Annotated in this window: 10 protein-coding genes; 2 read left to right on the top strand and 8 right to left on the bottom strand. The window is 35.4% G+C overall.

Annotated features, from left to right (window positions below):
* Positions 1 to 59: 59 nt before the first annotated feature.
* The 5 genes from alaS to BHX94_RS02675 form a co-directional block, all read right to left on the bottom strand.
* Positions 60 to 2684, bottom strand: a complete 2625-nt coding sequence (gene alaS / locus BHX94_RS02695; protein ID WP_111744816.1) for an alanine--tRNA ligase — start codon at positions 2682 to 2684, stop codon at positions 60 to 62.
* Positions 2685 to 2934: 250 nt separating this feature from the next.
* Positions 2935 to 5355, bottom strand: a complete 2421-nt coding sequence (gene recD2 / locus BHX94_RS02690) for an SF1B family DNA helicase RecD2 (protein WP_111744815.1) — start codon at positions 5353 to 5355, stop codon at positions 2935 to 2937.
* A 2-nt stretch (positions 5356 to 5357) separates the two neighbouring features.
* A complete protein-coding gene (locus BHX94_RS02685) occupies positions 5358 to 6017 on the bottom strand; it encodes a tetratricopeptide repeat protein (protein WP_111744814.1) in 660 nt (219 codons plus the stop codon).
* Positions 6018 to 6095: 78 nt separating this feature from the next.
* Positions 6096 to 7214: a tRNA 2-thiouridine(34) synthase MnmA gene (gene mnmA / locus BHX94_RS02680; protein WP_096076284.1), complete on the bottom strand. Its 1119-nt coding sequence runs from the start codon at positions 7212 to 7214 to the stop codon at positions 6096 to 6098.
* 6 nt (positions 7215 to 7220) lie between these two features.
* A complete protein-coding gene (locus BHX94_RS02675; RefSeq protein WP_096076283.1) occupies positions 7221 to 8360 on the bottom strand; it encodes a cysteine desulfurase family protein in 1140 nt (379 codons plus the stop codon).
* Between the two features lie 331 nt (positions 8361 to 8691).
* Here BHX94_RS02675 and BHX94_RS02670 point away from each other — a divergent pair, with 331 nt between their 5' ends.
* Positions 8692 to 9693 (top strand): LLM class flavin-dependent oxidoreductase, encoded by a 1002-nt coding sequence (locus BHX94_RS02670; RefSeq protein ID WP_096076282.1) that lies wholly within the window; start codon positions 8692 to 8694, stop codon positions 9691 to 9693.
* A gap of 36 nt (positions 9694 to 9729) precedes the next feature.
* On the opposite strand, the gene cymR is transcribed toward BHX94_RS02670, so the two are convergent.
* The gene (gene cymR, locus BHX94_RS02665; RefSeq protein WP_096076281.1) at positions 9730 to 10149 is read right to left on the bottom strand and encodes a cysteine metabolism transcriptional regulator CymR; all 420 of its coding nucleotides are present in this window, start codon (positions 10147 to 10149) and stop codon (positions 9730 to 9732) included.
* Between the two features lie 105 nt (positions 10150 to 10254).
* Here cymR and BHX94_RS02660 point away from each other — a divergent pair, with 105 nt between their 5' ends.
* Positions 10255 to 11502 carry a replication-associated recombination protein A gene (locus tag BHX94_RS02660; RefSeq protein WP_111745081.1) on the top strand — a complete coding sequence of 416 codons (1248 nt, stop codon included), beginning with the start codon at positions 10255 to 10257 and terminating at the stop codon, positions 11500 to 11502.
* Between the two features lie 22 nt (positions 11503 to 11524).
* Here the strand turns inward: BHX94_RS02660 and BHX94_RS02655 are convergent, their stop codons facing one another.
* Entirely contained in the window at positions 11525 to 12514 is a 990-nt protein-coding gene (locus BHX94_RS02655) for an ABC transporter permease (RefSeq protein ID WP_111744813.1), read from the bottom strand.
* Positions 12507 to 13436, bottom strand: a complete 930-nt coding sequence (locus BHX94_RS02650; protein WP_111744812.1) for an ABC transporter ATP-binding protein — start codon at positions 13434 to 13436, stop codon at positions 12507 to 12509. The genes BHX94_RS02655 and BHX94_RS02650 overlap by 8 nt, the downstream gene beginning before the upstream one ends.
* Positions 13437 to 13553: the final 117 nt, after the last annotated feature.

Genomic DNA, 13553 nt, shown 5'->3' with positions numbered 1-13553 from the left:
CAATACACTCCTTTGTATGACATTTATACAATAATATCATACTATAAAACAATTTTTAATTACAATGTATTAATATAATCCTTCACAAATTGTAATGCTGTTGTAATACCAGCTGGATCATTTGCTGCACCTTGCGCAGAATCAGGACGGCCGCCACCTTTACCGCCAGTTGCATTTGCAACACCTTTTATAATGTCTCCAGCTTTCACTTGTGAAGTTTTGTCTTTTGGTACACTCGCCATATAATTTAACTTGTCATTTGCTGCAGCAATAAAGATAACTGCATCCTGTAATTTTGATTTATAGTCATCCATAAGTTCACGCAGCATTTTATTATCTTCTGCATCAACTTCCACTGCTAATAACTTAAGTCCGTTAATTTCTTTAACTTGTTCTGTAATGTCACCCATCTTAAGAGATGCTACTGTTTTATTCAATTCACTGATTGTTTTTTCCTGACTACGGATTGTAGCAGTTAATTCATCAATCTTTCCAGTTAATTGTTCTTTCTGTTTTACTTTCACTTTTGGTAAAATATCATTCACTGTATCTTGATACGTTGATAAATATTCAAATGCTGCTTTGCTTGTTACTGCTTCAATTCGACGTACGCCAGCACCTATACCAGATTCAGAAACAATCTTGAATAATCCTATTTCTCCTGTGTTGCGTACATGCACGCCACCACATAATTCAATCGAGTAATCACTCATTTCAACAACACGAACGATATCACCATATTTTTCACCGAATAAAGCCATTGCACCTTTTTCTTTTGCTTCTTTTATCGGCATTTCATTAATTTCAACCGGTAGATTTGCCCATATTTTTTCATTTACGATACGTTCTATTTTTTCTATTTCTTCATGTGTAACTGGACCGAAATGAGAAAAGTCAAAGCGAAGTCGTTCTGGTGTTACTAATGAACCAGCCTGATTAACATGTGTGCCTAAAACATCTTTCAATGCCTGATGCATTAAATGTGTCGCACTATGGTTTTTAATTACAAATGTTCTGAAGTTTGGATCTACTTGCGTCTTCACTTTAGTACCAACAGTTACTTTACCGAAACGAACTGTTCCTGTGTGCAGATTCTGACCATTTGGGGCCTTTGTAACCTCAGTAACCTCTATCTCAAAATCTTCATTTGAAACAATACCTGTATCAGCAATTTGTCCACCACTTACAGCATAAAATGGTGTCTCAGAAAGGATAAACTGTATTGTATCTTCTTTTGAAGCATCTACACTTTCACCGTTTTCAACAATCGCTACTACTTCTGTTTCATTTGTTAAAGTATCATAACCAACGAATTTACTTTCAACTTTAATATTCGATAACATTTCATTTTGAACCTGCATACTTTGCGTCTTTTGTCTTGATTTACGCGCACGTGTACGCTGTGCTTCCATAGCCATTTCGAATCCTTCATGATCAACTGCAATACCTGCTTCTTCAGCTAATTCTTCAGTTAATTCAATAGGGAAACCGAATGTATCATACAATTTGAATACATCTTCGCCTTTTAATCGTTTATCTGAATTTTGTGCAGCTTCTTTTAATGCCTTGAAATGTACTAAACCTTCTTCAAGTGTTTCATGGAATCTATCTTCTTCAGATTTAATTACTTTTTTAATGAAATCTTTATTTTTATCTACATCTGGATAATATGGTTTCATAATGCTTGCTACGATATCAACAAGCTCATACATGAAAGGTTTATTAATATTTAATTTCTGAGCGAACCGAACTGCACGGCGTAGTAAACGACGCAATACATATCCACGCCCTTCATTTGATGGTAGTGCACCATCACCAATTGCAAAGCTTACTGTACGGATATGGTCTGCAATCACTTTGAAAGCAATATCATCTTCTTTATTAGTACGATATTTTTTTCCTGAAATTTGTTCTGTTGTTTCTATAATCGGCATAAATAAATCTGTATCATAGTTTGTCGGAACATCTTGAGAAATAGAAGCCATACGCTCTAAACCCATCCCTGTATCTATGTTTTGCTTTGGAAGAGGTGAATATGTGTGATCAGGGTTATGGTTGAACTCAGAGAATACTAAGTTCCATACTTCTAAATAACGCTCGTTCTCTCCACCTGGATACATTTCTTCTGCAGGATCATCTTGGCCATAGCTCTCTCCACGATCATAGAAAATTTCAGTATTCGGACCACTCGGACCTTCTCCGATATCCCAGAAGTTTCCTTCAATACGCGTAATACGGTCATCAGTTAAACCGATATCATTAACCCAGAAATCATACGCTTCAGTATCTTCCGGATGAATTGTAACGTATAATTTTTCTGGTTCAATCGCCATCCAGCGCTCACTCGTTAAAAATTCCCATGCAAATTCAATTGCTTCTTTCTTAAAGTAATCACCAATAGAGAAATTTCCTAACATTTCAAAGAATGTATGATGACGTGCCGTAAATCCTACATTTTCAATATCATTTGTACGGATTGATTTTTGTGCATTTGTGATACGTGGATTTTTTGGAATAACACGCCCATCGAAGTATTTCTTAAGCGTTGCTACACCTGAGTTAATCCATAGAAGTGTGTCGTCATCTATCGGTACTAATGGTGCTGAAGGCTCAATCATATGTCCTTTCTCTACGAAAAAGTCTAAATACATTTGTCTAATTTCTGCTGCAGTTAATCGTTTCATTATTATCTTCTCCCTTAAAATAAAAAAATACACGTTATCCCTAAAAAAGGGACGAACGTGTTCGCGGTACCACCCTAGTTATGACAAAGTCATCACTCGATTAATATTCGTAATCATAAGATAAAGTAGCTTCAGTAATATCAAGCATATCTTTCACCAACCGATATGTCTCTAGGTCTTGAGGGATTACCTACTCAGCTTTAAATTTGAATTAGTTAAATTATAATTGAATCACATGCTTACCGTCAACTTAAACATAATCATAGGGAGATATGTCTCCCATATTAATCATCGGTGAAATGAGATACATATTCTCTTCGGTCATTTCACCAACTTGAATTGGCAAGCTATTTAATCCTTCATCATGTATAATTTCATGGGCATTTGCATCCCGTTTTACAATGTCTTTCTGATCATCTGTGCTAAAATAATCCATTAAAAATTGATAAAAAGAAGTGAATCTGGCATTTCCTAATCTTTTTATACCATCATTAAAGGCATTAACATCACCGCAAAAGATAAGTGACTGTTTCGCACGTGTTAGTCCTGTATATAATATATTTTTCTGCAGCATTCTATAGTACTGATTGACAACAGGCATAATGACAATCGGAAATTCTGACCCTTGCGCTTTATGAATCGAACAACAATATGCATGGGTAATTTCAATTAAATCAGCTTTTGTATACGTTACTTCATTCCCATCATAATCTACAATGACGACATCCTTATTCAGTGCATTTTCTGCCGCTTTAAAGATACCTACGATTTCTCCGATGTCTCCGTTAAAAACACCATCTTCAGGTCGGTTAACAAGCTGTAAAACTTTATCGTGATTTCTAAAGACAACATCACCAAATTCCATTTCTCGCTTTTTATCTTCTGGTGGATTTAATATTTTCTGTAAAACTTTATTTAATGCACGAATCCCTGCATTACCTCGATAAATTGGCGCGAGCACCTGAATATCCCGCATATCGTAACCTTTATTAACAGCTGATGTAACGATTTTCTCGATAACTTCTGGAATTTGATCCGTTTGACATGGAATAAAACTTCTATCACTGTATCGTTTTGTGATATCGAATGGTTCATTTCGCTTTATCTGATGTGCCAGTTCAACGATAGAAGATCCTTCCTGCTGACGATAAACTTCATTCAGTTCAATCTGAGGAATAATTTGAGACTCTATTAAATCTTTAAAGACTTGTCCTGGACCTACGGATGGCAACTGATCCTGATCACCTACAAAAATGATCTGAGCGTCATTTGGTACTGCTTTCATCAATTGAAACATTAACCACGTGTCTACCATAGACATCTCATCAATAATGATAAGCTTTGCAGTAATTTCATTTTCCAGAATATCATCAGGCTTATTATCTCGGGTCCAACCGATAAGTCTATGAATCGTAGTTGCTTCCAATCCAGTGGATTCATAGAGTCGTTTCGATGCACGACCTGTTGGTGCTGCAACAACTACCGGAAAGTCCTGCCCATCATAATCATTATAGTCAAGACTTAATCCATGCAGCTCTGCATAAAGTGTCACAATACCTCTAACAACCGTTGTTTTCCCAGTACCAGGACCACCAGATAAAATCATCAGTTTACTATGCATCGCCTGCATTAGAGCATCCTTCTGTTTTTCTGCATATGACACTTCAAATAACTGTTCAATCTCTCCAATAGCAAGCATTATTTCAGATTGCTCAAACTGCTTAAGTTGATCTTGATGATTCATTAATCGGTGTAATATTTGAACGGTCTTTGTTTCAGAATAAAATAAACTAGGTATATAAATATTTTTTTCATGTTCGACAAGTAATTTCTTCTCTTCGCAAAGTTCAGTCAATGCATCTACTAATGCATCAGGGTTAACTTCAGAACCATTCTTAGTTAATAGATTGAAGCTTGTCTCGAGTAAAATCTGATCCGGAATGTAAGTATGACCATTCTGTAATGACGCCTGCTCCATACCATAAACTAATGCTGCTTTTAATCGTTCAGGATGATTATTATCTATACCGATATGACGGGCTAATTCATCAGCTTTGTTAAAACCTATACCTTCGATATCCATCACTAATTGATAAGGTGATTCATTTATCACTCTTATCGTATCATCTTTGTAAAACTGATAGATTTTCATTGCAAGCTGAGGGCCAAAGCCCCAATCATTTAATTGAATCATTACTTTCTCAATCGCTTGATTTTCATTGATTGTATTGTAAATTAAATCTTTTTTATCTTGTGATAATTTCGGAATCTGGTCCAGACTGCTTTTATCATCTAAAATAATATTCAGTGCATCTTCGCCAAGTATTTCAACAATTGTACGTGCTGTTTTTTTGCCGACACCTTTAAATAGGTCGCTGGAAAGATAATGAATGATGCCGTCTTTTGACTGTGGTAAATCCTTCTCAAATTTCTCTGCCTGTAATTGTTTCCCGTACTTAGCGTGTAACATAATCTTTCCGGTAAATGTATAAGTGTCACCCTCTGCAATTTGAGGCAGGAAACCTGTAACCGTCACTTCATCATCAAAATCTTCATTTGTATCGATTACCTCGGCTTTTAATACCGTATAAAAGTTATCGTTATTCTGAAAAAGTATACGGATAATAGTGCCTTTAACATAAGATTGATCAAATAAAGTGGCGTTCTCCAAGTTTATTCCTCCTTCATTGCTTTAAATGTTTTCAATGCATGGCCAGCTAGCAGATGATCAGGCTGAATGTCAATAACACGCTCAAATTCAACAATCGCTGCATCGATATTTTCTGTTATCATATAATCTGCAAGTGCCTTATTATAAATCGCGTCTGTATGATCTGGATTATCACTTAATACACGCTCTAAAGTCTTTGATGCTTCTTCAAACATATTCATCTGACACATCACAAGACCATATTGGAATGTTATCTCAGTGTCATCCGGTTTGAGTTCATGTGAACGCATTAAAAATGGTAATGCTGACGTGAAATCACTTTGATTAACAAATGACATACCTAGCATATAATATGTATCACCATCTTCCAGTCCATTTTCAATGGCTTTATGATACAATTTCATCGCTTCTTCAAATCGATCCGCATTGTAATATATATTAGCCAGACCATAGTATGCACCACCATGAGTCGGGTCTACAGTAATAGCTTTTTGAAAGAAACGTTCCGCTTCAATCGGTTGATTTGAATCCAGAAGAATCGTTCCCATATTAATATAATGTGTCACTTCTTCAGGTTCTTCATCAATTGCTTCTATTAGTATTTTTAGTGCCTCTTCATATTGTTTTGTTTCAATCAATTGCATTAAGCGTTCGTCATTCATTAGCGTTCTCCTCTATTATATTCATTGTATTATTATATCAAAAAATAAAAAAGAAGACATTGCTGTCTCCTTTGAAATTTATTGTGTTACCACATATGTTAATTGGCCAGAATTTTTAAATACTTCATCAATCGTTGCACCACCAAGACAAACCTCGTCCTGATAGAATACAACTGCCTGACCAGGTGTAATTGCTCTCACAGGTTCCGCAAAAATCACTTTAATCGTATTGTCATCGATACGTTCAACGGTAACCTTCGTATCCTTTTGACGATATCTGAATTTAGCAGTACATTCAAATCCATTAGACAAATCAATATCATTGATAAATGAGACGTCAGATGCAATCAAGTAGTCACTATACAAAGCATCGTGGTCAAATCCTTGTTCAACATACAATACATTTTCTTTTAAATTTTTACCGACAACAAACCATGGATCTCCATCTCCACCGATACCTAGCCCATGACGTTGTCCAATGGTATAGTACATTAATCCTGAGTGTTCTCCCATTTCAATGCCATCTAAAGTCATCATTTTACCGTTTTGGGCAGGAAGATAACCGCTTAAAAACGTTTTGAAGTTACGTTCTCCAATAAAACAGATACCTGTAGAATCTTTCTTTTTAGCAGTTGCTAAGTTATTGTTAATAGCGATTTCACGTACTTCTGGTTTTTGCAGATGCCCTAAAGGAAACATTACATGTTGTAATTGTTCTTGTGATAACTGGTTTAAGAAGTAAGTTTGATCCTTGTTGTTATCAACTCCACGTAACATTTCAACGGTACCGTCATCGTTACGACGTATTTGAGCATAATGTCCTGTAGCGACATAATCAGCACCTAATGCTAATGCATGATCCAGAAATGCCTTAAACTTAATCTCTTTATTACACATTACATCCGGATTTGGTGTTCTGCCTTTTTTATATTCATCGAGAAAATATGTAAATACTTTATCCCAATATTCTTTTTCGAAATTTACTGCATAATAAGGGATGCCGATTTGATTACAAACACGGATAACATCTTCATAATCCTCGGTGGCAGTACATACACCAAATTCATCAGTATCATCCCAATTTTTCATAAATATACCGATAACGTCATAGCCTTGTTCTTTTAGTAATAACGCAGTTACTGAGCTATCAACGCCACCACTCATCCCAACTACTACTTTAGTTTTTTCATTCGTCATTCTTATCTACTCATTTCTATTCATTTCATAAATTTTTTTAATTTGTAATGCAATATAATCAATATCTTCTTCTGTCATTTGATGTGAAAAACTAAATCGTATCGACTGTTTTGTACGTGGATGTTCACCAAACATTGCAGTAAGTACATGACTCGGTTCTATACTACCAGCAGTACATGCAGAACCACTTGATACATAGACACCATTCATATCAAGGATTGTAAGCATTTTCTCAACATCGCTGAATGGAAAATAAAGATTAGTGATGTGAGGTAATGATGCATTTATATCGCCATTCAATTCAAATGGAATATCGTAAGACTGAAGCGCGTTAATAAAATGTTGTTTCAATTGTATCAATTTTAAACTTGATTGTTCAATATTATCTGTAGCAATTTCTAATGCTTTTGCCATACCGCTGATATAAGCGATATTTTCTGTACCCGCACGACGTTTAGTCTCTTGTGCGCCTCCAAGCTGCTGAAATTGTAATGGCGTCTTATCTTTCACATATAGTAAACCCACACCTTTTGGGCCATAGAACTTATGTGCCGTGAGGGTAAATAAATCTACATTTAGTGACTTTAAATCGATCGGCATATGACCAATCGTCTGAACGCCATCAGTATGAAATATTGCCTGATGCTCTTTTAATAGTTCAGCAATTTCGTCAACTGATTGAACAGTACCAACTTCGTTGTTACCAAACATAATAGAAACTAATATCGTATCTTCACGAAGTGCATCTTTCAATTTATCAACTGTTACAAAGCCTTGTGCATCCACAGGCAAATATGTGACTTCATACCCTTCTTTTTCAAGTTGCTCAAAGACGTGTAATACAGAGTGATGCTCAATAGAAGAGGTAATCAAATGTTTACCTTTATGCTGATTCTGGTATGCAATACCTTTAATCGCCAGATTATTCGATTCAGTAGCGCCACTAGTAAAGATAATTTCTCTTGGTGATGCGTTCATTATTTTTGCAATTTTCATACGTGCCAGATCTAAAATTCGACGACCATCACGCCCGATATGATGTATTGACGAAGCATTACCAAAGTGATCACTTAATACTTCAGTTATTTCAGATACAACTTCCGGCGCAACATTAGTAGTTGCTGCATAGTCTGCATATACCTTCATGATTTATGAACATCCTTTCAATTTTTTCAATAACTTATCTTAACACCCTTTATGAAAAAAAACTATCTTATTAACTTAATTGTAAAAATTGTAAAGAATCTCATTTTGAAAAATACTTTAACGATTTTCAACTATATATAATAGATAGTTTATTCTATACAAAATAGAAAAATATAAATTAATTTCGCAAAAATTTTTAGCTATGGCGCTATCAGAACTATTATTACTACGATGCCGCTAAAATTTCATCCACTATCAACAAGCATATAATTATCATAATTCCCGACCTAAGTGATAAACTATCGGTACTATATTAAAAGGAGTTAATTATATGTCTAATCTCAATATTCCTATTTCTATCTTGAATTTAGCGCCAGTAAGAAAAGGCGATACAAACAAGGATGCAATCGATCAGGTGGTATCACTGGCTCAACTGGCTGAAGAACTAGGTTATAACCGATACTGGATTGCTGAGCACCATAATACACCGAGTCTTGTGAGTTCAGCAACAGTAGTGCTTATTAATCATGTGCTTCAACATACAAAATCAATACAGGTTGGTTCAGGTGGTATCATGTTACCTAACCATGCACCACTCGTTGTAGCTGAACAGTTTGGTACAATGGCTACTATTTATCCTGATCGTTTAAATCTAGGGTTAGGTCGTGCACCAGGTACGGATATGATGACTGCGAGTGCTCTTCGTCGTGATCGTCACGATAGTGTATATACTTTCCCTGAAGAAATTCAGGAATTGTTAAAGTATTTTGGACCTGAAGAAAAACAAGGATTTGTAAAAGCTTATCCTGGTGCTGACACAAATGTACCTATATTTGTGCTTGGTTCTTCAACAGATTCAGCACACCTTGCTGCACGTCTCGGTTTACCTTATGCGTTTGCCGGACACTTTGCACCGGAACAGATGAAAGAAGCAATCGCAATTTATCGCAACCTTTTCCAGAAGTCTGAATATCTGGACAAACCTTATGTTATAGTCGGTACGAATGTGATTATCGGCGAAACCGATGAAGAAGCTGATTACCTGGCGACTTCCACGCATCAATTTTTCTTAAGTATCATCCGAAATACAAGACAACCGCTGCAGCCACCAGTAAAAGATATGGATGCAATTTGGAGTCCACAAGAAAAACAAATGGCATTATCTCGTACTCAAACTGGTTTTGTAGGTTCTAAAGAAACTGTAAAACAAAAATTACAAGCTTTTCAAGATGAATTCAACGTTGACGAATTCATTGTCGTAAGTTATATATATGATCTTGATAAGCAATATCAAAGTTTCAGATGGTTAAAAGAAATTACAGAAGAAAAATAGTTATCGCACATGCGATAACTATTTTTTTGATTATTCCTAAATATAGAACATGTATCCTTCGATAATATCATCTTCTTTATAGTTCATTAAATCTTCCAGAGTCGTTTCATCCAGCACTTTTTTTACAGCGTCGCGAATATCAATCCACAATTGCTTTTGAGCTGGGGGTTCATCTTCAATACCTTCTACAGGTGTAATTGGTCCTTCAAGTAAACGGATAATATCTGCTGCTGTCACTTCTTTAGGGGCTTTCATTAACATGTAACCACCTTTTGCACCTCGTACGCTTTTAATGAGACCAGCATTTCTTAACGGACCTACAAGTTGTTCTAAATACAGATCACTGAGATTATTTTCTTCAGCGATAATTTTTAATGATACTGGTTTCGTCTGATATCGTTTAGCAAGAGATATCATCAAAGTTAAACCGTATCTACCTTTAGTTGAAATTTTCATAATTATTACGCCCCTTTTCAATAAATCAATTTTATCACATTTTGACATAAAATAAGGTACACTTTTATTAAAGGAGTGAATATATTGGAACCTTTAGCATATAGAATGCGTCCTTCTTCTATTGATGAAGTCATTGGACAGCAGCATCTTGTAGGTGAACAAGGAATTATACGTAGAATGGTCAATGCTAAAAGACTTTCTTCTATGATTCTTTACGGACCTCCGGGTGTAGGTAAAACTAGTATTGCCAAAGCGATTGCTGGCAGTACAGCAGTGAAATTCAGACAATTAAACGCAGTAACCAATACAAAAAAAGATATGCAGATGATAGCTGAAGAAGCTAAAATGAGTGGTCAGGTTATTCTCCTTTTAGATGAAATTCATCGATTAGATAAAGGGAAACAGGATTTTCTGTTGCCTCATCTCGAAAATGGTCAAATTATATTAATCGGTGCAACAACAAGCAATCCATATCATGCAATCAATCCTGCGATAAGATCAAGAACACAAATATTTGAGCTTTATCCTTTAACAGAAATCGATATTAATACTGCCCTACTTCGAGCGATAAACGATAAGGAAAAAGGTTATGGCAATGAGGATATCGAAATTGATGAAGCAGCAATCAATCATTTCGTGCAAAGTGCGCAAGGCGACATTAGAACGAGCTTAAATGCATTAGAACTGGCAATCCTTTCAGCTGAAACTAAAAATCCAATAAAAATCACATTAAAAGATGCGAAAGATTGTTTACAGAAATCCAGCTTTCAATTTGATAAAGACGGTGATATGCACTATGATTTGATGAGCGCTTTCCAAAAATCTATTCGTGGTAGTGATGTTGATGCGGCACTGCATTATCTTGCGCGCCTCATTGAGGGAGGAGACTTACCGACGATAGCCAGACGTTTACTTGTCATCAGTTACGAAGATATCGGACTCGCATCTCCTTCAGCAGGCTCAAGAACGCTTGCTGCGATTGAATCTGCTGAACGACTTGGATTTCCCGAAGCACGCATACCACTTGCGCAAGCTGTCATCGAACTTTGTTTATCACCGAAATCAAATTCTGGTATCTCAGCAATTGACGCTGCATTATCTGACGTACGAAGCGGTAAAATCGGTGCCATACCAAAACACTTAAAAGATGCCCACTATCAAGGTGCGAAAGATTTAGGTAATGGTGTGGGATATCAATATCCTCATAGTGCTGAATCAGGATTTATCGCTCAACAGTATTTACCGGATACACTAAAGAAAAAGCAATACTATGTACCAAAGCGCACTAGTAAAGCAGAACAACAACTCAAACAAATTTATGATAATATTAAACAACAACAAAACAGGCATTGAGTAATGACTCAATGCCTGTTTATTAGTTTGCTACATCTCTTTTATTAAAGATCCACGCTGCAACTGCTGTTATAATTATTAATATTACAATATCATACGTTAAACTAAAGCCAAATGATAAATCTTTATCTGCTAGTTCTGCTGGATTATTCGGTAAGTACTGAGATAAGTTCCAGTTAGCCGGCCATAAAAATTCAATTAGCTTCGTTTTACCTTGCAGGAACATAATGATTAAATCCCCGAAGAACATTAACGCAAAGGTTACACCTAAGCTTAAAGCAGTATTCTTAAAAATAACTGATAAAGCATAAGCGACGATAGCGAAAGTAATAATATAAATAAGGTTGGCAAAAATTTGTTGTCCTAATAACTCAAATACATTGATCATCTTATAACCTTTATCGCCTTGTACAGCCAGTTCAGTTGTTGGGTTCATCTTTGTTGTAAAGAAAGCGATTATAGCTGTCATTACATATGTAAAACCTAAAAATATAAGTGATGCTAATATTGCAAAGATAAATTTAGAAAAGAAAATCTTTAATCTAGATGCAGGACGAATTAATAACAACTTAATTGTCCCTTGCTGATGTTCACGTGACATTAAACTGCTGCAGATAATAATCAGCATGATTGTAACAAATGAAATAAAACCATTTGTATCTATGAGTGTCTGATAAAAATTATTCTTTGCTGGTGGTTGAACATCTTTTTTCAGATAGAATTGTAATTCAGCTACTCGGTCACCTAAAGTCATTTCATCCGTAAATTCTTTCATAGATTTCTTATCTTCTGGTTTTTTAGCGATTTCTGCTAATCGTTTCTGATATTTCGAAATATCTTCTTTAACTTCTGATTTCCAGTTATCCGAATAAGTCTTATTATCAATACCACTCGCAAACTGCATGTTCAACACTGCACCTAAAATCATAAATGCAACGATAATACCCAGCATAATATATGTACCAAGACGATTAAAATACTTATTATATTCATTAACTACTAACTTAAACAATGCTACCGCCTCCTTCTTTTGTTAATGCCATGAAGCGATCTTCAAGTGAAAGTTTTTCTTTTGTTACACTATATATATCAATATCAGTGCTTACTAAATCACGTATGAGTTGCGGCACATCTTTTGAAGCAATATCTATTGAAAGCAAGTCATTGTTCAGTTTAAATGGCACACCTTTTTCATTTAAGAATTTAACTGCCTGATCGATTGGATAAACATGAAAATCATGTTTTACAACATCACTTGCAGTTACTACTGTGTTGACATCTTCAATACGAATCATCTGTCCATTCTTGATAATCCCAAATCGATCACACATGAGTTCCATTTCGCTCATTAAATGACTTGATACAATGACTGACATATTTTCTTCTCGTGCTAGCTTTTTAATATAATCACGAATTTCACGTATACCCGAAGGATCTAATCCATTGGTCGGTTCGTCTAAAATCAATATTTTAGGCTTATGCAGTAAAGCTTGTGCTAAACCTAATCGTTGTCGCATACCTAATGAATAACGACCAACTTTTTCTTTAATTCGATTTTCAAGCCCAACTAACTTGACAACACGATCAATATCTTCTTTTGAAATACCAGTCTGCATGCGTGCAAATTGCTTTAAATTCTCTAAACCAGATAAAAATGGATATAATTCAGGATTCTCAACGATTGCACCGATATCTTTCATGACTTCACTACGATTCGTTAGTACCGAACGTCCAAAAACTTTAACATCTCCAGAAGTAGGTGTTGTAAGGCCAACAATCATTCGAATAGTGGTTGTTTTACCAGCACCATTCGGACCTAAAAAGCCAAATACTTCACCCTTTTTTACATCAAAGTTTAAATCTTTAATAATGTGCCTTTTGTTAATCGTCTTATTTAAATTGCTAACCTGTAAACTAAATTGATTTTCTTCCATTTTTACACCTCCGTTATATTTATCATACATGATAAATCCAGTCATTTACTTTTTGGCAACAACTTTTAAGGTAAATTTAAGGTTGAATCATACAAAAAGCTGAAGTGAAATCATCAT

The organism is Macrococcoides bohemicum (assembly GCF_003259675.1).
Classification (GTDB): domain Bacteria; phylum Bacillota; class Bacilli; order Staphylococcales; family Staphylococcaceae; genus Macrococcoides; species Macrococcoides bohemicum.
This window is presented reverse-complemented; position numbering and strand designations above follow the sequence as displayed.

Coding starts and splice junctions, on each gene's coding strand:
- alaS (WP_111744816.1), bottom strand. CDS start 2,684: ATGAAACGATTAACTGCAGCAGAAATTAGACAAATGTATTTAGACTTT.
- BHX94_RS02685 (WP_111744814.1), bottom strand. CDS start 6,017: ATGAATGACGAACGCTTAATGCAATTGATTGAAACAAAACAATATGAA.
- mnmA (WP_096076284.1), bottom strand. CDS start 7,214: ATGACGAATGAAAAAACTAAAGTAGTAGTTGGGATGAGTGGTGGCGTT.
- BHX94_RS02675 (WP_096076283.1), bottom strand. CDS start 8,360: ATGAAGGTATATGCAGACTATGCAGCAACTACTAATGTTGCGCCGGAA.
- BHX94_RS02670 (WP_096076282.1), top strand. CDS start 8,692: ATGTCTAATCTCAATATTCCTATTTCTATCTTGAATTTAGCGCCAGTA.
- cymR (WP_096076281.1), bottom strand. CDS start 10,149: ATGAAAATTTCAACTAAAGGTAGATACGGTTTAACTTTGATGATATCT.
- BHX94_RS02660 (WP_111745081.1), top strand. CDS start 10,255: ATGCGTCCTTCTTCTATTGATGAAGTCATTGGACAGCAGCATCTTGTA.
- BHX94_RS02650 (WP_111744812.1), bottom strand. CDS start 13,436: ATGGAAGAAAATCAATTTAGTTTACAGGTTAGCAATTTAAATAAGACG.